Here is a 19,717-nt window from a genome sequence, read left to right as displayed (position 1 = left end):
CGCAAACACTCGCTGCAGCGCAGACGCGTTCCTGCTCGTTCCCCGCCCGTTTTCGTTTGAACAGATCTTCGTCATGCTCATGAGACGCCTCATTGCTACGCTCGCAGCAGAATCTGGCGTCAAGCATGCCACTATCGAGCGGGCGGTCCACTTTCTATCGCGAGCAAAGCTCCTGCGCGCCGCGCGAAGGGGCCTGCGTCGCGGCGAGTTCTACGTCGTGTACCAGCCCATCTTCGACGTCAACACCTCCGCGTGCGTCGGTGTCGAGGCATTGGTCCGATGGCGTAACGATACCTTCGGCGGAGCAGGCCCTGATCATTTCATCGTGCATCTCGAGCGCACCTCGCTGATCGGTCCGTTGACCCGCTTTGTACTGCGCCAGGCAAGCATCGATATCAGGCAGACGCCGGGCGTCGATCACTGGCACATTTCCGTGAATATCTGCGCGCGACATTTGGCGAGCAGGGGTTTTGTCGATGACATCCGGCAGGCCGCGGGAACGATGCTTAACCGCACCGTTCTGGAAATCACCGAGCGCAGTTGCGCCGCGCGCACGCCGCAAGTCCGCGCGGTATTGCATACTCTGAAGCAGGCCGGTGTACTCCTGTCTCTCGACGATTTCGGCACCGGCTTTAGTAACCTGGACCTTCTCGGCGATTTCAATTTTGATCTCGTCAAGGTGGACCGTCGGTACCTCGTGACCGACGACGAGAATCGCCCAGCTTTTCTTAAGGCGGTCGCCAACCTCGTGCACTCGCTCGGCGCGAAGGTGGTAGTGGAAGGCGTGGAGACCGCCGAACAACATCGCTCCGTGCGACAGTCGGGCATCGATCTGGCACAGGGGTATCGGTATGGAATGCCAATGACTATCAAACAATTGCGGGAGTTTGCATCCGCCGAAACGATGCAGCGCCAGCTCGTGGCGACGCAGGAGAACGGCGTGCCCGTCGTACCGGAAAATACCGCGAGCGCCGCCGATGAACGATATCGGGAATCGGTCATCGGTGCGACGCGGCTGCTCGAGAGCGGCGCGGAGGAGGTCCTGGACCGGATCACCCGCATTGCATCGCGCGCGCTGAGAATGCCGATTGCCGCGGTGTCGGTTCTGCACGAGCAAACTCAGACATTCAAGGCATCGGTCGGACTCGACATCCAGAGCACGCCGCGTCATATCGCGTTCTGCCAGCGGGCGCTTGACTTCGATCGCCTGCTGGTCGTTCGCGACGCACGCGCCCATCCGGACTTCACCGCCAACCCGCTCGTGACGGGCGCGCCGCGAATCCGCTTTTACGCGGGCATTCCGTTGCGAACGCTCTCTGGCATCGCGATCGGTACGCTGTGCGTGATGGACCGCGTGCCACGCCGCTTCTCATTCGAACAGCGCGAGATGTTGATGGATCTCGGCAGGATGATCGAACACGAACTGCGGCTTCGGGAGCTGGAAGAACCTTCGGGCCTGCCCATTCAACAGATTATCGAGCGGCTTCGAAATCAGCACGCGCTCTATTTCGATACGTTCTACCAGGCCCCGGTCGCAATCGCCCATATTGGACGCGACTGGACGTGGCGGCGCATGAACGCGGCCTGCGTCAAACTGTTCGGCAACTCGCGTGAAAGCCTGACAGGGACGACGCTGCCCGAACTCCTCGATGAAACGGAACGCAACGCCCTGCAGCACGCCCTTACCGCCTTCGATGAACCGTATCACGCCGGCCTGACTATGGTGGAAGTCACGCTGCGCCTGCCTGACGGCCGCAAGAAGGGTGCGCGGGTGCAGATCGCACTGCAGCGTGATACCCAATCCCCCGACGACGAGCTTCTGTTCGTCTTTCACGACGCCCACGCCGAGCAACAGGAACGTGAAGCTGGCCTTCATCAGGCCGCGCAATCGGCTTCGGACGATCTGCGAAATTCCTATGGGCAGCTCGCGGACACCGCGCAGCAGCTGGTCAGCCGTCGCTTCGATCTGCGCGCCTTCGCAGACAATTTGCCGGTGCTGGTAGCCTACGTTGATAGCGAGCGGCGCTTCCGGTTTGCCAACTCCACTTACCGTGACTGGTTCGGGCTGGATCCCGAAGCAATCCTCGGGCGCACCGTGCGTGAAGTGCTCGACCCCGAGTATGTGGCGACTATCGAGCCGTACGTGCAGCGTGCGCTCGCGGGAGAGCGCGTCGAGTATGAGATCAGCGCAACCATCAACGGAACCCGGCGCGTGTTGCGCGGACTGCTGGTCCCAACCCACATTCAAGGACGCTCCGCCGGCGGCTACTACCTCCTTGTGCAGGACGTAACCGAGCGGCAGGCCCTGGTCGATCGCCTCCGGGATCTCGCCTTTCATGACGCCCTGACCGGGCTCCACAACCGGCGTGCGTTCCTGTCGAAACTCGATACTGCGTTGCGCGAGTGCCGCGACTGTCTCGCCGCCGTGATGTTCATCGATCTCGACGGATTCAAGGCAGTCAACGACACCTACGGGCATCTGTCCGGCGACAGAGTGCTGGTCGAAGTCGCGGCGCGCATTCGCCACTGCGTGCGTGACAGCGATGTGGTCGCGCGTCTTGCCGGTGATGAATTCACCGTCCTGCTCACCGGCAGCGGGTCCGACAAACACGCGATCGCGGGCATTGCACAAGTCATTTTGCAAACGATCGGCCAGCCGATGCGAATCGACGGAAGGGCCATCCAGTTGTCAGCCAGCATTGGCGTCCTCGTACCCGAATCGAGCGCGACGCTGTCGAGCGAAGTCCTGCTGAAGGCTGCGGACGATGCGATGTATCGCGCCAAGCAGGCAGGTAAAGGACGTTTCGTCATGCAGGAGATTTCCGCGCTGGACGCGCCTTTGGCTGCCGCATCGTCCGGCCGCTAGAACGGCTGTGCGGGTCCGGCGAGGCTCGCGGATACAAGCGCCTCGTCCTGAGCGAGCTCGCCGAGGGTGGCCATCGCGCGCTCTATTTCCGGGGACCACGGATACCCGTAGTTCAGCCGGATGTGATGACGAAATTCACCGCTGGCTGAAAACATGGGCCCGGGCGCGACGCTGATCCCCCGCTCGAGCGCCGCTTCGAACAGGCGTAGCGAATCGACCTGGCGCGGCAGCTCTACCCACGTGAAGTAACCGCCGTCTGGGTGAGTCGCCATGCTTTGCGCGGGAAAATACCGGTCGATGGCACTCAGCATGGCCGCCTGCTGAGCCGCCAGGTCGCGGCGAAGCTTGCGCAGGAACCGGTCGTAGCCGCCATGCTCGAGGTAGTCGGCTATCGCGCGTTGCGCCGGGACGCTAGCCGATAGCGTCGTCATCCACTTCGCGCGCTCGAGCCGTTCCGCGAATCGTCCCGCCGCCGCCCAGCCGATTCGATAACCGGGTGCGAGGCTCTTCGAGAACGATCCACAATGCAGCACAAGTCCTCGCCGGTCGAAAAATTTCGCCGGGCGGTTCGGCAACGGTCCAAAACGCAGCTCGCTGTACACGTCGTCTTCGATAAGCGGTACTTCGTACTTCGCGAGCAAGGCGACCAGCGCCTGCTTTTTTGTGTCGGAGAGCGTCGCGCCTGTCGGGTTCTGAAACGCGGTCATGAACCAGCACGCGCGGATCGGATGGCGGTCGAGCGCCTGCGCGAGCGCCTCCATGTCGTGACCTTCCACAGGGTCGACAGGGATTTCCACCACCTTCAGCTGAAGCCGCTGGATCGCCTGGAGCGCCGCATAAAACGTAGGCTTTTCGATGACGATTTCATCGCCTGCGCGAGTAAGAACCTGAAGGCTCAGCGTCAACGCATCGAGTGCGCCGCTCGTGATGATGATTTCATCGACATGCACCACCATCCCGGCCATCAGGTAGCGCAGTGCTATCTGACGACGCAATGCGTCATCGCCAGGCGGCAGCGCGGCCACCATTTTTGCGAGATCAGTCGAACGATTGACCAATGCGCACGACTTTCCAAGACGTTGCATCGGAAGGACCGCGGGACTCATGAATGCCGAGCCGAGTGCCACGGTACGCGTGTCCCTGGTCGAGTGGAGCACTTCGAACACGAGCTCACTGATGTTGACGGATTTCGATGGTTCATTCGGCGTCGAGGCTGCTCCATGCAGGGGAGCGCCAGGAGCGGCCGCCGAGACGAAATAGCCCGAGCGTGGCCGCGCCACGATCAAGCCCTGCCTTTCGAGCATGTAATACGCGCGAAACACGGTGGATGGACTGACGCCATAAGCGTCGCACGCAGCGCGAACCGCGGGGATGCGCGCGCCCGGCGGCAGGTCGCCGCGCTTTATCAGGTCGCCGATTTGCGAGGCCAGCCGCTCATAACGTTTCATCTTCGGCTCCCATGCAAGACGTGCTGCATGACTTAATCGACAGGCTCTACCTGATGCAACCCGTTGTCAACGCTCGCCGGTAGCGCTTTCCAGAAAGCGTCTGATACGTCTTTTTTGGACGAATCTGCCCCTGTCGCTGAAAGCCGTTCACTGGCAAAGTGCGCTTCCATTCCCATCATCGAATTTTATCGGAGGAGTCGCTAGCGCTTATCAGGCGCAGTCGCGCTTCGACCGTTCCAGGCCCACGTAATTTGCGAAGAAGAGACATTCATGTCGTTGGGTCTTGTAGGGAAACATTCGAAGCGTCGCGCTGTCGAGCCGCGACGTTTCGATTTCATTCGCTGGACAGTCATCCTTCTGCTGGCCGCCGCAAGGCTATCGCTCGCACACGCGGACACCGGCGCGGGGTCTTACACCGGCACGAACGCCGAACACAGCTATTCCAGCATCATTGGCCAACTGCCGAAGACGTTCGGCGAACCCGCGCCCGCAGTCGAGACGTCCGTCCGGTTTGGCGCGGCGTGCGCACTTCCAATCTCGCTTCCCCTGATTCCGGCCTCGCTTGCGGGTCCTGACGCGAGTCCGCTATTTCCCCTCACCCGTGTGTGCGACTCGCTGCTTGATGCGTTCGACGAGGGCAGCGAAAACATGGTAAGCAGCGCTAGCGAACCGTCGCTTGCAAGGCTCGAATGGAGCGCTCCGTCGCAGACCTTTCTCTTCAAGCTAGAGTCCCCCCTTGACTCTTCCGACTCCGGATGGTCGCCCGGCGACAATGAGAACGCCGTCGCCCATGCAGAGGGCCGGCCAGAGGACCGGACAGTTGAGCTCGCCGAAGACACGTCGACAGCGGATGACAGCACTTGCTCGACGAGCCCGCCATGCAATGCCCGTCCTTCCCCGTCGATTAGCCAGAACAAAGCCCCCACGGCTGAGCGCATCGGGTTCGCCACGCCTTCCGTCACAGCCGGGTCTAATGCGTTGGTGCGCGTCTGGAGTCGTCTGCGCTGGCCGCTTCTGCTGGCGCTCATTGCTGCCGTGGGATGGCTGCTGTTCAAACGCTGGACCCGCTACGACTTGGCGCTGATACGCGCAGCGCGAGCTGGACTCAAGCGTCACGAGTTTCATCTCGAATATCAACCCGTGGTGAGCTTGAGACAAGGCAGGTGCGTGGGCACCGAGGCGTTGCTGCGATGGGACAACTCGGCATTCGGCTCACTGGGCCCCGACCACTACATGCCATACCTCGAGAAAAGCAGTCTGGTCGGGCGGTTGACGCAATTCGTACTGTCGACTGCTACGCGTGAGATAAGCGCGATCCCGGACGCGAGGTCGCTTTATGTGAGCATCAACATGTCCGCGGCGCAACTGCTAAGCGTGGAGTTCATGGAAGATCTCCGCAATACGATTCGTGCCAGCGAGCCCACGGTGATACTCGAACTCGATAAAGACGAGGTCACGGAAATGGGACCGCAACTGGCGCGAGTCATGACAAGTGCTCGCGCACTAGGCGTGCAATTCGCACTCGCAGGAATCGGTGCGCCTTTCACCGATCTTCGCTCGTATTCACAAATGAACTTCGAGATGGTCAAGGTAAGCCAGGGCATCTTCGAGCTCACTCCCTACGAGCGATCGCGTTACTTTGAATCGATTATCGGCATGGCGCACCGTCTTGATGTGATGGTCGTAGTGGAGGGCGTGGAAACGGCAGCGCAGCATGCCGCCGTGCGCACGACACAAGCGGAATTCGGTCAGGGATTCTTTTATGGCCGAGCGCTCAAGATTGCCCGTCTCGCGGCATTTCTTGCCGACGGCGGTGGCGCCGCCATCCTTGCATGGCGCATCAGGAAATATTCGTAGAGCGAGCGCCCGGCGCGTGAGGCCGATGTCAGTCGCAACGCGTTGTCGTGGGGGATTCCAACCACGCCATTCCCGGGCCGGGGAGCTTGATGAAACAAGCCCGGCGCTCGGCACAAATAATCTGATCCGCCGATTCTTGGCTCAACTGATCCTTCTAAATTTCCTCACGCACGGGCATTGTCTGGGTTTTGTTCACCAAAGGGACAGTTTAGGCATTCGAGGGAACGGCCTGAATCAGACGCCGACAACCGGTCGGCTGCTCGCACGGCGTCACAACAAACGCGGCGCAAAAGAATCCGCGTACCGCATCTGCAGCGTACGGCACCCCCCGTTGCTCACGCGATGTTGGCAAGCGCGCAAATAGCATGACTCACGAAGGCGCAGCATGATAGGTACGCAAGCAATACAAGGACCGCTTCTGGCATGAAGCGCTATCAAGAACTCGCGTCTCAGATCGAAGGACTGATAGAAAGTGGAGTGCTGAAGCCACGCATGCGGCTGCCGTCCGTGCGTCAGGCAAGCCGTTCATACGGCATCAGTCCGTCAACGGTATTCCAGGCGTATTACGCACTGGAGCGACGCGGCCTGGTCGTGGCGCGGCCCCGCTCAGGCTATTTTGTCAATTGCCGGCAGCCATCAGACCTCCGCCCGGCGCCCATCCTCGCGCACAGCGCAGCCGCTCAAACCTCCAGCCTGACGCATCGCTTCATGCAGGCACTGCAAGATTGCGACAATGCTGCCCTTGCCTCCCCTTGGCCGAACCCGGAGCTCTTTCCGTTGGGCCGGTTGGCCCGCTCGCTGAACAGGGCGGCCCGAAACATGGATCGCGGCGAAAATACCGCGCCCGTGCCGATTGGTGAAGAATGCCTGCGCCGCCAGATCGCACGGCGCTATCTCACCATGGGCATGGTGGTACCCATCGACGAAATCATCATCACGAGCGGCGCGCTCGATGCATTGACGCTAAGCCTGCAAACACTCACCCGCCCCGGCGATATCGTCGCTATAGGACACCCGACCTTTTATGGCGCGCTTAGCGCGATCGAGCGCCTTCACCTGAAGGTCGTGGAGATACCTGTCGACGCGCACGAAGGGCTCGATCTCGACGTACTGGCTGAGGCCCTTGGGCGGGATCCCATCCGCGTCTGTTGGTTCATGACGTCGCTTCAAAACCCAACCGGTGTGTCCTTGCCGGATGACAAGAAACAAGCGCTGATCGAATTGCTCGCTGCACATGACGTGCCATTGATCGAGGACGACGTGTATAGCGAACTGAATTTCGGGTCGACCCCCACTCATCCCGTCAAACGATTTGACCGCAACAATCTTGTGTTGCACTGCGGCTCGTTCTCCAAATGTCTCGCCCCAAGATACCGGATCGGCTGGGTGGCAGCGGGTCGCTTTGCCCCGTGGATCGCGCGCGCACGATCGACCGCCGCACTGTCGGCATCGGTGCCGGCGCAGCTCGCCATCGCAGACTATCTCGAACACGGCGGCTATGACCGTTTCTTGCGCAAGCTGCGTGTGGATCTCATGCGTCTTCAGGCTCAGATGCTGCGAGCCATACGCGACTATTTCCCGCGGGGCACGTCGCTTGTGAGACCGGACGGAGGTTATTTTTTGTGGGTTGAATTGCCTCCGCATGTCGACTCAGTACATCTGTTCGAAGCCGCTGCGGCACACGGCATTGCGATCGCGCCCGGACCCATTTTTTCAGCGACGGGAGATTTGCGGCGCTACATCAGGCTCAACTACGGGCATCCGTGGACACCTGCTATCGAGACCGCCATGCGCACGCTGGGAGCACTGGCCTGCCGTGCCGGCTCATCGTCAGGACAGCGTACCGCCTTCCAGCAGACCAACGGTTAGAACGATAAGGATCGAACGCTCTTCTCCAGGCTGCGGCCGTTTCGGACGAGACGCGTTATGTATCGGCCCATCGAACGGATCAACCAGCCGATGCCAGGGTTCAAGGATTTCCACTGCGCGCGCCATTTAAGTGGGATCGAATGAATGCACATGATCAGAAAGGCAGTCGATGGCCTCTTAAAGTACAACGATCAATCGTGCTGCCGTGGTGACCGGCGAGTGCTCGGCCGAGCCATGTCGTAGAAGACATCACGCCTCGGCACAAGCTAAAAGTTCAACCGGGGAACAACCCTGTGGCATGGGGCCGGAAGGAATGTGTGGCCGATACCCCCGTTGACATTCGGTAGCGATGACCAGACCCGGTCGGGGATGGGCGCGCGCCAGGAGTGCAGTGCAAATGAAGTTTTCTTATCAGGGGCGCTTCACCGCCCCGCCCGCTTGCATATGCGCTGCGAATCTAAAAAGGGTCAAGTCAAGCAGCCCGCGAGCCACTGCAAGCGTCCAAAAGCTGATTTTCTCCCTGGAGCCATCATCTGGCCTGGTGTTCTCCCGGTAACTGGTACGCCGTTTGCACTCATCGTAAAGACATGGACGGCGGCGATCTGCCGTCTTTATCTGCAAGGAGAGAGAAATGGAACCGATGAAGCCCATGCAACCTATGAAACCGATGGAGCCCATGCCCGCCATGGAAAAATGGTGGCCTGACGAATTGGGTCACGCGTCTGCTAGCGGTTCGCAAAACGGCGTGCGCTACGCGTTTTTCCCGGACAAACAGCGCTTGCTGATCGAAGAGAATGGCGAGCTTCGTACCTATGACAGTGGCGATCATCGAATTAACGGGGTATCTCAGCAGCAGAGCCACGGACACTCGCTGGCGTTCACGAGCCAGTCTGGCGTCGTCGACCTAGACGAGTTGAAGCAGGTTTGATTGCATACCACGACTCGTAGCTCGCGATTGTTCTCAGAGCAAGCTGCGCGAGACAAGGTGGAACACTGCAAGCACCCGGCATCGGAAAACGCCTTGGGGCCTGCTCAGGACAAGAATCCCGTCCCTCCAGGCTCGACTGCCGGGTAAAGGGTGCCGTTCCAGGGTCGATCCCCCGGTGGATCAACAAGCAACGAACGGCAACATACGACCCTGGACAACGACACGGTCTCGAGTCGTCACGGACTCCGGATATGCAGTGCTCCTTCACATTGTGTTTCCAATCAAGAAAGGAGACTTGCATTCGCTAACGCCTCCCTCTGGCACGGCGAATGCACAGCGAGAGTTGCGGTTCATCTTATCGGCGGGTTCTCCGCCACGTCGCCGGGGGAGCTCTCTTTCCCGAGACCTGGACAGCGGACCTTGTCCGTTCTTCGCATCGGTTTGTCCGGGCTACTTGGTTTGCTCACTCAACTGGCTCTAACCTAGCCCGTCTTTAATGGAGGAAATTTATGTTCGTTCATAACAAACGCCTGCAATACACCGTTCGTGTGGCGGCTCCGAACCCCGGCCTTGCCAATTTGCTGCTTGAGCAGTTCGGGGGTCCACAGGGCGAGCTTGCCGCGGCATGCCGCTATTTCACGCAGGCTGTCAGTGAAGACGATCCGGGCCGAAAAGACATGCTCTTCGACATCGCGACGGAAGAGCTGAGTCACCTCGAAATTATTGGCTCTATCGTTGCAATGTTGAACAAGGGTGCGAAGGGGCAGCTCGCGGAAGCAGTCGAATCCGAAGCTGAGCTTTACCGTTCGCTCACTGGTGGCGGCAACGACTCCCACACTACGGCTTTGTTGTACGGTGGCGGCCCGGCTCTGACCAATTCGGCCGGTGTTCCATGGACGGCCGCTTACATCGACACGATCGGCGAGCCGACGGCCGACCTGCGCTCCAACATCGCTGCAGAAGCGCGGGCGAAGATTGTCTATGAGCGTCTCATCAACGTGACCGACGATCCTGGTATCAAGGACGCGCTAGGCTTTTTGATGACGCGGGAAATCGCGCATCAAAAGTCTTTTGAGAAGGCGCTGCACTCCATTCAACCGAACTTCCCGCAAGGCAAGCTGCCGGGCGACCCGGAATTCACCAGCGTCTACTTCAACATGTCAAAGGGCGAGGATGCTCGCGGACCGTGGAATGAAGGCGGCGACTGGAAGTTCGTTGAAGACCCGCAACCCGCGGTCGACGGTGGAGACGGACTGGCAATCGTTGGTGTCACTGAGGCAGACGTGGCTGTTCTGCAAGCGATGGCGTCGCGTACTGCATCTGATCCGACAGCCGATCCTAAAACCGGCGCTGACCTTGGCTCAGGTCAAGCAACCTAGCCAGGGTGCCGCGTGTCGTATTCCGGCACGCGGCTGGCCGTTTCGTACATTTCGTACTGGAGTCACTAATGGATAAAGAAAAGCTTAGCGGTGTGAAGGAACAGGTGAAAGGTGTAATCGATCTTACGTTGGGCAAGCTCACTGGCAACGAAGATCTTGAGCTTCGCGGCCAGGTGGAAATCACAAACGGCTCGAACAAAAAAGATTTGGCCGACTTCAAGGACAACGTCGACAAAGGTGCTGACGACCCGGACAATCCATCCAATGAATAGCGCCTTTGTGCACGCTTCGCACGAGGCGCGCGACTCTGCCTAGACGGGCAGGTCATGACGCTTCAAGGTCGCCACATTGCGATTTTTCCGACTTTTGTTTACACACATGTATGCCTCAGTTCGTCCGCGGGAGGAACCAATGGGACAAGCTGGAAGAAAACCAAAAAATGTATTTGCTCCGCGAAACGCATTTACGCCGGCGCGTGCGGGCGAATACCTTGACGACTTCGCGGTCTACGCGACCTATCGAGTAGATCACGGCCGCTTTGTCGGCTCCATTAGAAAAACTGATGGCCGGCGCCTGTTCCCCTTTGACGGGTCCGGCACAATTGGGCCCTTTGACTCAAAGGAGCAAGCGCTCAACGCGGCGGCGGAACTCGGCGCCAAAATAGTACAAGCCGATATCGCTAACCCTGAGCTGTGACTTGCGATGTCATCCGTACGCTCGGCCCGGTAGTCGGTCGGGTAGTCAGCCGCAGAATTTCACGGGAAGCTGCCATTTTTGGCCACATGTCACCGGTCGCATTCAGAAGCAAAAATATTTCATTCAGCCCCCTTGAAAATTTTTAGGCATTTCCTATTTTGGATTCGAAAGCAGCCGCGGTTTTCGCGCTGCGTGTTTCGATTGGTTTGTCAGAAACCTGGCAGACGAACTGGAGCGCGTGTGCCGGTTCGTCTCCTGCCGCCTATGGGAGATTGCAGCCATGAGTGACCTTCTTTTTAATACCAGCCTGTTCGACGAGTTCGACCGTCTGCAACGCCAGATGTCGTCGGTGTTTGGTGGCCTGCCAACGAGTATCCGGGCCACGCGTTTGAGCACCTTCCCTCAGATCAACCTCGGCAGCACCGACGATTCGGTCGAGATCGTTGCGTTCGCTCCGGGCATTGATCCGGGCAAAATCGAAGTGACGATAGACAAGGGACTGCTCACCATCAGCGGCGAGCGTGCCGGCGTCGAAGCCCCTGCCGAGGGCCGCGCTTATGCGCAAGAGCGCTTCGCCGGGAGCTTTCGCCGTGCTATCGAGTTGCCGCGCGACGCCGATCCCGACAAGGTGAAGGCGCGCTATGCGAATGGATGCCTTGCCATCAGCGTGGGCAAACGGGAATCCTCGCGGCCGCGCACCATCGCGATCCAGTAATTAACCGCTGAAGCATTCGAGGAGGACAGCATGAACACGTCAACTCAACTTGCAGAACGCAAGCCCGGCTCCCTTGCGCAGTTCAATGACGAAAATGCGCGAAAGGGACCCACCATCGCGCCAGCCGTCGATATCCATGAAGACGCTCATGGCATTACGTTGTGGGCCGATCTCCCGGGGGTGTCGCGCGATCGCTTGAATGTACACGTGCAGGATCGGACGCTCTTCATCGAAGGCGAGGCACTGATCGATACGCCGGACGGTCTGCGCCTGCACCATGCAGAGATTCGTGAACCGCGGTTTGCGCGGGCGTTTTCGCTGAGCTCAGACTTCGACTCGTCGAAGATCGAAGCCAATCTCGCCGATGGAGTGTTGAAGGTGAACATCCCGCGTCGAGAGGAGGCGAAACCGCGGCGGGTAGAAGTGAGCGTTGAATAAATGTCGAGGGGCGCCCGCCGGCGATCGCAGCGCCGGCGGGTGCTCAAATCAACGGGAAAGCTCTGTGGAATTCGACGCCGAGTGGAAAACTCCAGGCAAACATCGGGCACGACTGCACGCGACGCGTGGGTGCCCCGCTGAGTTGCTGAATACAGTAGCTGACGTCGCGCGTCTTGCAATCGAGACAACATGAGCGCGCGTGCGCGACTCGTAGAGGCCGTTTATCGGGACCAAGAAAGGCATACGACATCTTCGTTGGGACCACCGTGCACGACGACGGGCGTTGTGCGGCGCAGTTGGAAGCAGCCGCGGAAGCAGGACGAAAAGCAGCACGAATCGTTTCGACCGGCGGCTTGTCCCGGGGCGGGGTGGCACGTAGCTGGCTAGCCGACGCAACGATGCGGTCGACTACGACGCGTCCAGCGCACAGCGCACAGCGGGATTAAACCGCAAGAAACGGAGTTTTTTTGGATGCGCGCGACGATAAGTTGAAGTCACTGCAGAGGACGCATCCCGTCAAGCGAAAAGCGAGTTGCTACCGGCAAGGTCAACGAAGGCAGATATCATCCACAGGAGTCCAATCATGTTGCCATTGCTTTCTTTTCATGCGTTGGTTGCGCATCGAGGGGACGGATTACGCCCGGAGCTGCTCGCCCTGCTTCAGCGAGATTCCCAGCCTCAGATGCCTCCGGCGGACGTCAGCCAACGACCCACGTCAATCCAGAAGGGCGCGGGAGCCGGACTCATCCCGGACGATCCAGCCGCCGATTAATGTTGGACCGCCCGAGCGGCAGTTCATCCTGATGATGTGGCTTCGGGCCTGACTAACCGTTTGTCATTAGAGCAACGCGATTGGACGCTCTTAGAATTGCAACGGCCGTTGATCAATACAGTAATCGTACTGGAGGTTCAATCTCCCGAAGTGGGCTACCGCGATAGCTCGCCCACCGCCTCAACTCACATCATTTCGGGGCTGCTCAGTTTCGTTCCATCGGAAAAGCGGGCCAGTTTGTAGGGACCGATGTCGAACTGCGGCGCCTCGTCCATTACCAGCCGGCTCACGAGCACGCCTGCGCCTGGCCCTAGTCCGAAGCCGTGTCCGCTAAAGCCTGATGCGATGACGAGACCGGGTTTCGCATTGACCTTCGAGATGACGGGGACGAGGTCCGGCGTCGTGTCGATCGCGCCCGCCCATGCGTGAGCGATCCGCAAGCCCGACAGCTCGGGAAACACGCTCGCCACGTTTTGCAGGGCTCGATCGAGCCATTCGGAATCAGGCCGGGGATCCAACACCCGTATTTCTTCGAACGGCGAGACGTCATCGTCGCGCCAGGCCGCGCTTGCCTCCGGCCCGTGGAAAAAGCTGGCGCCAACACGAATCTTCAGTTTTTTCTTCAGCTTGCTGCGGAACATGCTGCCGAACTTCACCGAGTGCCGCAGGTTTTGCGGCGCGAGTTCCACGCGTCCATGTCCGGGCACAGCGATGGTATAGCCGCCGTCCAGCCGTCGCCTCAACGCGAAGTCAGGCCCGGAGAAACAGCCTTCGATAACCCCCGGCGCCTCGGCGGTTCGCAACGCCGTTCCCATCACGTTGATGGTGGGCAGATCAATGCCGTGATGCCGGCAGAACAGCGCGCTCCAGGCGCCTCCCGCGAGAACGACCGTGTCGGCGGCGAGGCGGCCGCGCTCCGTCCAGATGCCGGAGACACGCCCCGCACTCGTATCGAGACTTCGTACCGCACAGTTCTGATACACCTTCGCGCCGAGACCTTGCGCGCCGCGAGCGATCGCAGGCGCTGCTTTCGACGGCTCGGCGCGGCCGTCCGAGGCTGACCACAGACCTCCAGCCCACTTTGCGCGTCCGGACGGAATGCGCGCTGCCAGTTCGCGCGCACTGAGGATTTCGCTGTTAAAGCCGACTTCCCGGGCGCGGGCAAGCCACGATTCCCATTGCGCGACGTCAGATTGATGCTCCGTGCCGTACAGGATGCCTGCTTTACAAAACCCAATGTCCTCGCCCAGTTCTTCGCTTAGTTCGCTCCAGCGCTTGAGGCTCTGCATCGCCAGTGGCAACTCATAGAGGTCGCGGTTTTGCTGACGCACCCAGCCCCAGTTGCGCCCCGACTGCTCGCAGCCGATTACGCCCTTTTCGAGCAGGGTCACCTGGACGCCACGTCGCGCCAGTTCGTACGCGGTGCTGACGCCAACGATACCGCCGCCTATCACCGCGACATCGCATCGTTCGGGAAAACCTTCGCTATCCGTGACTTCGTCGATCCTTAGCATGTCATAGCCGTTTATGCCGCTTCTCGTTGGGTTGCTGCAATCAAGACCTTCGGAAATGCGCGCCCGAAGCGCGATGTCCATCCGCAGATAATGGCTACGATTTTGGTATCTTCCACCGCTTCGCTGATAGGACGATCCTGTTGTGTCTGAACGGGATACGACGATGATCCTTGTCGATCGAAGTTCAGCCAACGCGCGATGTCGGCGATAATGTCGGCCACAGCGGCGCGACGGCGTATCAAACGGTCGTGCCAGCATCCGGCAATCGAATTGGGAGGACGCCATGCGTGACATTGTCGACGGCTTTCTGCGCTTCCAGCGCGAGGTCTATCCGCAACGCGCCGAGCTTTTCAGGCAGCTAGCAACGACGCAAAATCCGAAGGCGCTGTTCGTCACCTGCTCGGACAGCCGCGTCGTGCCCGAACTGCTCACACAGCGCGAGCCGGGCGAGCTGTTCGTGATCCGCAACGCGGGCAACATCGTGCCGTCGTACGGTCCGGAACCGGGCGGCGTGTCGGCCACGGTCGAATATGCAGTCGCGGTGCTGGGCGTGCAGGACATCGTGGTCTGCGGCCACTCTGACTGCGGAGCGATGGGTGCGATTTCGCGCTGCACGTGTCTGGATCATTTGCCGGCGGTCGCGAACTGGCTGCGTCACTCGGACGCCGCGAAAGCGATCAATGCGGCGCATCAGTTCGACACGCCGCGCGCGAAGCTCGACGGCCTCGTGCGCGAAAACGTGATCGCGCAACTGGCGAACCTGCGCACGCATCCTTCGGTGGCCCTCGCGCTCGAACAGGGGCGCATGAACCTGCACGGCTGGGTCTACGACATCGAGACGGGTAACATCGATGCGCTCGACGGCACGACGCGAAGCTTCGTTCCGCTAGCTGCTTCGCCGACCACCGTCGCGGTGGCTGCGCGCAACGGCGGACGGATCTAGTGGGACAGGTTGAGGGCGGTCGTATTTCAGGGCCGCGCGGCAATCTCGCGCGCGAGCTCCACGAACGCGCTCAACACCGCAGGCGGCGATGGATTCGTCCACGCGAGCAGCAATTCGCTCACTGCATGGCGTTCGCGAAGCGGCCGATACACCACGTTATCCATGTGCACTCGCTGGACCGAAGCGGGCACCAGCGCAATGCCGAATCCCGAGCTCACGAGTCCAAGCGATGCATAGATCTGTCCCATTTCGAATAGCGGCGATGGCGTGAAGCCGCCCAGCGCGCAGAGCTGATTGATCATCGCGTGATAGTCGGGCGCGACATCCTTGCGATAGTTGATGACGCGCATGTTCGCGCAATCGACGATCGAAATGGTGTGTCTCGCGGCAAGCGGATTGTCCTTTGCAATGGCAATGACGAACGGCTCGCGGAGGATCATGGTGGATGCCAGGTTCGTCTCGAGCGGCACGGCGCGCACGAACGCGACATCGACTTCACCGCGCGCGAGCGCGTTGACCTGCTCGGCGGCCGTGAACCAGCGCAACTCGACGGATACATCGGGGAAACGCTGCTGGAACTCGCGAATGAGCGCGGGCAACAGCGTGTACGCAATATGTTCGAAGAAGCCGACCGCCAGGCGTCCAATCTCTCCGCGCGCCGCGCGCTGTGAGTCGATCACGGCAGCATCCGCCGATGCCAGAATGCGCTGGGCGCGATCCGCGAACACCATTCCTGCCGACGATAATGCCACGCGCTTGCCGCGCCGGTCGAACAGTTCCACGCCCAATTCTTCTTCGAGTTCGCGAATCTGGCGGCTCAGCGGCGGCTGCGCCATGTGCAGACGCTCGGCCGCTTTGGTGAAGTTCAGGGTTTGCGCGACCGCCAGAAAATAGCGCAGATGACGAAGCTCCATGTCATACCTTTAAGGTACTGAAAGCGAACTTATTATATCTTTTACATCGCTTCCCGATGCCACTACGATCGATCTTCAAACACATCAACAAGGAGATATGCATCGTGAAACTCAGTGACGCCCAACTGGCCGCTTATGCGCGCGATGGCTTCGTCGTTCTGCCGTCCTTGCTGTCCAGCGAGGAAGTGCAGGAAATGAAGCGCGACCTGAAGCGCATCCAGCAAATCGATACCGATCATCTGGTGCGCGAAAAAACCGGTGGCATTGCGAAGACGATCTATAAGGTGCACGAAACGCATAGTCCGACGGCATCGCCGGTGTTTCATGCGCTATCGCGCGCGCCGCGTCTGCTCGAGCCGGCGCAGCAGTTATTGAACGACCCGGCGCTTTACATTCATCACACCAAGTGCAACCTGAAAACCGCCATCGATGGTTCGGTATGGCAATGGCATCAGGACTTCGGCACGTGGCACCTCGACGGCGTGCCGAATCCGGCGATGACCACCGCGCTCGTCATGCTCGATGAACCGACCGAAATGGGCGGCTGCCTGTACTTCATTCCCGGAAGTCACGAGCTCGGCTCGCTGCAACCCGCATTCGATGACGCGACCGGATACCGCTTTTACGTCGTGCCGAAGCCGACGATGCTCGAAGTTTTATCGACGCATCCCAAAGCGGTGCCGGTCATGGGCTCCCCAGGAACGGTCGTGTTCTTCGATGCCAACATCGTGCATTCGTCGGGCCATAATCTTTCCGGCGACGACCGCTGGCAGGCGTATATCGTGTACAACCCGGTCGCGAACCGTCCCGCCAATGTCGAGAGGCCGCGTCCGGATTACGTCCGTTCGACTAACTTCGTGCCGTTGCAATTGGGTAGCGACGACATTCTGAACCAGCGGCATGCGGTGCACGACTATGCAAGCGGGTTAGACGTCAGTGCGGTGAAGTAAATGGTGGTTTGGCGGGATGGTATGACGCTCGCCTGACCGCAAGTATTCCAGCAAGGTGCGGGTCCCGGACGAGCGCGACCCGCTCAACGCCCGCGATGATATGTCCGAAACCAGACCATTGTGAACCAGAATATTTTCGACGTTCGGCCTCTGCGCCACGCGTGCATTGCCTGACGCTGCATTCCCGCCGTCGGGTATGCAGCGTCTTCCACATCCACATAACAAGGCAAAAGATACTTAGACGAAACCTGAACACTAGAATTAACTGGATACCAGGATTCGGAGTTCGCGGCTTCCATTCACGCCTGGCAATGCGCCCCCATGCAGCAATTACCATGTTCTCCACATGTGCAAGATCTTCACTGCCATTCGATCGGCGTGGCGTGCGCGGATGGTGCCGTTCAGTCGGCACGAAGGATCTTGTGTGTCATCCCGGCGGACCGGACCACCGCGCATGCGAGCGATGTCGGCGACAACGCGCGCCCCTGCCGGCATATAAGCGTCAGTGCGCCGTTCATCGCTATCGTGCCGGCACGGGCAAGCGTCGAACTCGACAATGACGACGATCCGTGCGGCCTTGTCGTGGCGCTCAATTTGTCCAAGCTCAGGGAAACCGCTCGAAAGGCGCTAGGCACCACCGCGTGCAATATCCCGTGCTGGTTCACAGCGTGGGACCCTTTCCTGCGCGAAGCGGCCGTCACGCTCATTGCGTTGCACGTCGGCGGAAGCCCGGACCCGATGTGCCTTACCGCGTTCGCCGACGTATTCGCACTCCATCTCGCCCTCCGGTACGGACACAACGCCGATAAGTGCGACGCGGGTACGAGTCTCTCCCAGCCAAAGCTGAGTGTGGTGGAACACTTCATACGCGAGCACATCGCGGAGAGCATCCAGATCGAGCACCTCGCCGCGCTCGTGCACATGAGCCCGTCGCATTTCGCACGGGCTTTCAAGAACGCGACCGGGCATCCGCCGCACTTCTACCTGACAACCGAAAGGTTGAGATTAGCGCAGTCGATGCTGTCGGAAGGAAGCCTCCCGCTGATCGATGTCGCTGCACGCGCGGGCTTTCAGACGCAGCAGCATTTCACCGAAGTGTTTCATCGATATACGGGCTGCACGCCCCGCGCTTTCCGCGTGGCGCACCACCGCCCGACGGTCCGTTGATGCGCTTACGACTGGATCGGTGAGCGATCAACAAACACAGAAATCCGACACCTTTGGGCAGGAACTCGAAAGAAGCGCGCGCCTGGCGGACGTAGGCTTGACTCTACGTGCCGCATGGAGATGAGGCCCGCTGTATCAGCCGGAATTCGGCGATCCGACCGAGGAGCCCAACGATGGACGAACTGCTCGGACGCGCATGGTGGATGCTCACGCTGCGCGGTGCCGCGGGAATCCTGTTCGGGCTCCTCGCGCTCTTGTGGCCTGGCCTCACGCTGCTGCTTCTCGTCGGGATGTTCGCGGCGTATGCACTCATCGGAGGCATCGCGGCGGTCAGCGCAGCGATACGACATCGTTCGATCCACAAGGACTGGTGGATCCCGTTGCTGCTCGGACTGTGCACGATCGCCGCGGGCCTGATCGCCGCCGTGGCGCCGGGCATCACGGCGCTCGTGCTGATCGCCGTGATGGGCGCGAACGCCATCGTCACCGGCGTGCTCGATGTCATCACCGGGATTCGGCTGAACAGGCGTGGACGCACGGAGTGGCTGCTCTTCGTCATCGGAATCGTGTCGATGCTGTTCGGCATCTTCGTGCTGCTGTTCCCGGGTGCTGGAGCGCTCGCCCTCGTCTGGATCATCAGCACCTACGCGTTCGTGACCGGCGCGCTTCTGGTCGTCCTCAGCCTCGCCGCACGGAACGGCCGCGACACCGTCCTTCGCGACGAGCAAAAGTCGCCGCTGCATTCCTGAGCCCATCGTGAGCCCAATTCTTGAGCCCATCTTGCACCTGCGCCCGCGTCTCTCGTTGTGCATTCTGGAGAACGTCATGAAGACTATCCCCGCATCGGCCGCAAGGCTGTCGACAATCGTGCTGGCGCTATCCGCTGCCAGCTTCGTGGCCGGCGGCGCGACCGCGCAGGACGCACCAATTGCCGGCAAGGCGACGCTCGGCGTGACGGTCACCGAAGCGCAACTGGTCGCAACGGGTTGGCGCGCATCGAAAATGATCCACACCGACGTCTACAACGAAAAGAACGAAAAGATCGGCCGCGTCGACGACCTGATCGTTGCACCCGATGGCTCGCTCTCCGCCGCGATTATCGACGTGGGCGGCTTTCTCGGGATGGCCGCGCACCGCGTCGCCATCCCCATTCAGCAGTTCAAACAGATGGCGCCGAAGGCAATCCTGACCGGCGCAAACAAGGACGCACTGAAAAAACTGCCGGAGTTCGAATATGCCAAGAGCTGACGTCAAGGGCTGA

17 protein-coding genes and 1 pseudogene are annotated in these 19,717 nt (G+C 60.2%); 15 read left to right on the top strand and 3 right to left on the bottom strand.

Annotation, left to right across the window (positions count from 1 at the left end; genetic code table 11):
- The first annotated feature begins 73 nt into the window (after positions 1-73).
- Positions 74-2,866 carry an EAL domain-containing protein gene (locus ACSQ83_RS14960; protein ID WP_436228674.1) on the top strand — a complete coding sequence of 931 codons (2,793 nt, stop codon included), beginning with the start codon at positions 74-76 and terminating at the stop codon, positions 2,864-2,866.
- Here the strand turns inward: ACSQ83_RS14960 and ACSQ83_RS14955 are convergent.
- A complete protein-coding gene (locus ACSQ83_RS14955) occupies positions 2,863-4,314 on the bottom strand; it encodes a PLP-dependent aminotransferase family protein (RefSeq protein ID WP_436228673.1) in 1,452 nt (483 codons plus the stop codon). The genes ACSQ83_RS14960 and ACSQ83_RS14955 overlap by 4 nt on opposite strands.
- A gap of 270 nt (positions 4,315-4,584) precedes the next feature.
- On the opposite strand from ACSQ83_RS14955, the gene ACSQ83_RS14950 reads away from it, so the two are divergent.
- The 9 genes and pseudogenes from ACSQ83_RS14950 to ACSQ83_RS14910 all read left to right on the top strand — a co-directional run bounded on the left by ACSQ83_RS14950 (position 4,585) and on the right by ACSQ83_RS14910 (position 12,196).
- The gene (locus ACSQ83_RS14950) at positions 4,585-6,171 is read left to right on the top strand and encodes an EAL domain-containing protein (RefSeq protein ID WP_436228672.1); all 1,587 of its coding nucleotides are present in this window, start codon (positions 4,585-4,587) and stop codon (positions 6,169-6,171) included.
- Positions 6,172-6,594: 423 nt separating this feature from the next.
- A complete protein-coding gene (locus tag ACSQ83_RS14945; protein ID WP_436228671.1) occupies positions 6,595-8,040 on the top strand; it encodes a PLP-dependent aminotransferase family protein in 1,446 nt (481 codons plus the stop codon).
- A gap of 27 nt (positions 8,041-8,067) precedes the next feature.
- Positions 8,068-8,283 (top strand): annotated as a pseudogene (locus tag ACSQ83_RS14940) (hypothetical protein); the annotation flags it as partial.
- A 388-nt stretch (positions 8,284-8,671) separates the two neighbouring features.
- On the top strand, positions 8,672-8,968 hold the full coding sequence (locus tag ACSQ83_RS14935; RefSeq protein WP_436228670.1) for a hypothetical protein: 297 nt from the start codon (positions 8,672-8,674) through the stop codon (positions 8,966-8,968).
- 509 nt (positions 8,969-9,477) lie between these two features.
- Positions 9,478-10,347, top strand: coding sequence for a manganese catalase family protein (locus tag ACSQ83_RS14930; RefSeq protein WP_436228669.1), 870 nt, complete (start codon positions 9,478-9,480; stop codon positions 10,345-10,347).
- A 68-nt stretch (positions 10,348-10,415) separates the two neighbouring features.
- Positions 10,416-10,619 carry a CsbD family protein gene (locus ACSQ83_RS14925; protein WP_436228668.1) on the top strand — a complete coding sequence of 68 codons (204 nt, stop codon included), beginning with the start codon at positions 10,416-10,418 and terminating at the stop codon, positions 10,617-10,619.
- A 139-nt stretch (positions 10,620-10,758) separates the two neighbouring features.
- On the top strand, positions 10,759-11,043 hold the full coding sequence (locus tag ACSQ83_RS14920; protein WP_414948550.1) for a DUF6723 family protein: 285 nt from the start codon (positions 10,759-10,761) through the stop codon (positions 11,041-11,043).
- Positions 11,044-11,323: 280 nt separating this feature from the next.
- Positions 11,324-11,758 (top strand): Hsp20/alpha crystallin family protein, encoded by a 435-nt coding sequence (locus tag ACSQ83_RS14915; RefSeq protein WP_436228667.1) that lies wholly within the window; start codon positions 11,324-11,326, stop codon positions 11,756-11,758.
- Positions 11,759-11,788: 30 nt separating this feature from the next.
- Positions 11,789-12,196, top strand: coding sequence for an Hsp20/alpha crystallin family protein (locus ACSQ83_RS14910; RefSeq protein WP_436228666.1), 408 nt, complete (start codon positions 11,789-11,791; stop codon positions 12,194-12,196).
- A 957-nt stretch (positions 12,197-13,153) separates the two neighbouring features.
- Here ACSQ83_RS14910 and ACSQ83_RS14905 read toward each other — a convergent pair.
- Complete coding sequence (locus ACSQ83_RS14905) at positions 13,154-14,482, bottom strand: NAD(P)/FAD-dependent oxidoreductase (RefSeq protein WP_436228665.1); 1,329 nt, start codon at positions 14,480-14,482, stop codon at positions 13,154-13,156.
- Positions 14,483-14,765: 283 nt separating this feature from the next.
- Between ACSQ83_RS14905 and ACSQ83_RS14900 the strand changes: the two genes are divergently transcribed.
- On the top strand, positions 14,766-15,425 hold the full coding sequence (locus ACSQ83_RS14900) for a carbonic anhydrase (RefSeq protein WP_414948545.1): 660 nt from the start codon (positions 14,766-14,768) through the stop codon (positions 15,423-15,425).
- A 26-nt stretch (positions 15,426-15,451) separates the two neighbouring features.
- Here the strand turns inward: ACSQ83_RS14900 and ACSQ83_RS14895 are convergent, their stop codons facing one another.
- Positions 15,452-16,339: a LysR substrate-binding domain-containing protein gene (locus ACSQ83_RS14895; protein ID WP_436228664.1), complete on the bottom strand. Its 888-nt coding sequence runs from the start codon at positions 16,337-16,339 to the stop codon at positions 15,452-15,454.
- A gap of 104 nt (positions 16,340-16,443) precedes the next feature.
- Here ACSQ83_RS14895 and ACSQ83_RS14890 point away from each other — a divergent pair, with 104 nt between their 5' ends.
- The 4 genes from ACSQ83_RS14890 to ACSQ83_RS14875 all read left to right on the top strand — a co-directional run bounded on the left by ACSQ83_RS14890 (position 16,444) and on the right by ACSQ83_RS14875 (position 19,704).
- Positions 16,444-17,289 (top strand): phytanoyl-CoA dioxygenase family protein, encoded by an 846-nt coding sequence (locus ACSQ83_RS14890; RefSeq protein WP_436228663.1) that lies wholly within the window; start codon positions 16,444-16,446, stop codon positions 17,287-17,289.
- 420 nt (positions 17,290-17,709) lie between these two features.
- Complete coding sequence (locus ACSQ83_RS14885) at positions 17,710-18,456, top strand: helix-turn-helix domain-containing protein (RefSeq protein WP_414948542.1); 747 nt, start codon at positions 17,710-17,712, stop codon at positions 18,454-18,456.
- A 173-nt stretch (positions 18,457-18,629) separates the two neighbouring features.
- The gene (locus tag ACSQ83_RS14880; protein ID WP_436228662.1) at positions 18,630-19,205 is read left to right on the top strand and encodes an HdeD family acid-resistance protein; all 576 of its coding nucleotides are present in this window, start codon (positions 18,630-18,632) and stop codon (positions 19,203-19,205) included.
- 76 nt (positions 19,206-19,281) lie between these two features.
- Positions 19,282-19,704, top strand: a complete 423-nt coding sequence (locus tag ACSQ83_RS14875) for a PRC-barrel domain-containing protein (protein ID WP_436228661.1) — start codon at positions 19,282-19,284, stop codon at positions 19,702-19,704.
- The last annotated feature ends 13 nt before the right edge of the window (positions 19,705-19,717 follow it).

The sequence above is a fragment of the Caballeronia sp. LjRoot29 genome (assembly GCF_964252755.1).
GTDB lineage: Bacteria > Pseudomonadota > Gammaproteobacteria > Burkholderiales > Burkholderiaceae > Caballeronia.
Note: the sequence above shows the minus strand (reverse complement) of the source record. Positions and strands in the feature narration are given on the sequence as shown.

Coding starts and splice junctions, on each gene's coding strand:
- ACSQ83_RS14945 (WP_436228671.1), top strand. CDS start 6,595: ATGAAGCGCTATCAAGAACTCGCGTCTCAGATCGAAGGACTGATAGAA.
- ACSQ83_RS14950 (WP_436228672.1), top strand. CDS start 4,585: ATGTCGTTGGGTCTTGTAGGGAAACATTCGAAGCGTCGCGCTGTCGAG.
- ACSQ83_RS14900 (WP_414948545.1), top strand. CDS start 14,766: ATGCGTGACATTGTCGACGGCTTTCTGCGCTTCCAGCGCGAGGTCTAT.
- ACSQ83_RS14930 (WP_436228669.1), top strand. CDS start 9,478: ATGTTCGTTCATAACAAACGCCTGCAATACACCGTTCGTGTGGCGGCT.
- ACSQ83_RS14910 (WP_436228666.1), top strand. CDS start 11,789: ATGAACACGTCAACTCAACTTGCAGAACGCAAGCCCGGCTCCCTTGCG.
- ACSQ83_RS14935 (WP_436228670.1), top strand. CDS start 8,672: ATGGAACCGATGAAGCCCATGCAACCTATGAAACCGATGGAGCCCATG.
- ACSQ83_RS14955 (WP_436228673.1), bottom strand. CDS start 4,314: ATGAAACGTTATGAGCGGCTGGCCTCGCAAATCGGCGACCTGATAAAG.
- ACSQ83_RS14915 (WP_436228667.1), top strand. CDS start 11,324: ATGAGTGACCTTCTTTTTAATACCAGCCTGTTCGACGAGTTCGACCGT.
- ACSQ83_RS14905 (WP_436228665.1), bottom strand. CDS start 14,482: ATGCTAAGGATCGACGAAGTCACGGATAGCGAAGGTTTTCCCGAACGA.
- ACSQ83_RS14880 (WP_436228662.1), top strand. CDS start 18,630: ATGGACGAACTGCTCGGACGCGCATGGTGGATGCTCACGCTGCGCGGT.
- ACSQ83_RS14895 (WP_436228664.1), bottom strand. CDS start 16,339: ATGGAGCTTCGTCATCTGCGCTATTTTCTGGCGGTCGCGCAAACCCTG.
- ACSQ83_RS14960 (WP_436228674.1), top strand. CDS start 74: ATGCTCATGAGACGCCTCATTGCTACGCTCGCAGCAGAATCTGGCGTC.
- ACSQ83_RS14925 (WP_436228668.1), top strand. CDS start 10,416: ATGGATAAAGAAAAGCTTAGCGGTGTGAAGGAACAGGTGAAAGGTGTA.
- ACSQ83_RS14875 (WP_436228661.1), top strand. CDS start 19,282: ATGAAGACTATCCCCGCATCGGCCGCAAGGCTGTCGACAATCGTGCTG.
- ACSQ83_RS14920 (WP_414948550.1), top strand. CDS start 10,759: ATGGGACAAGCTGGAAGAAAACCAAAAAATGTATTTGCTCCGCGAAAC.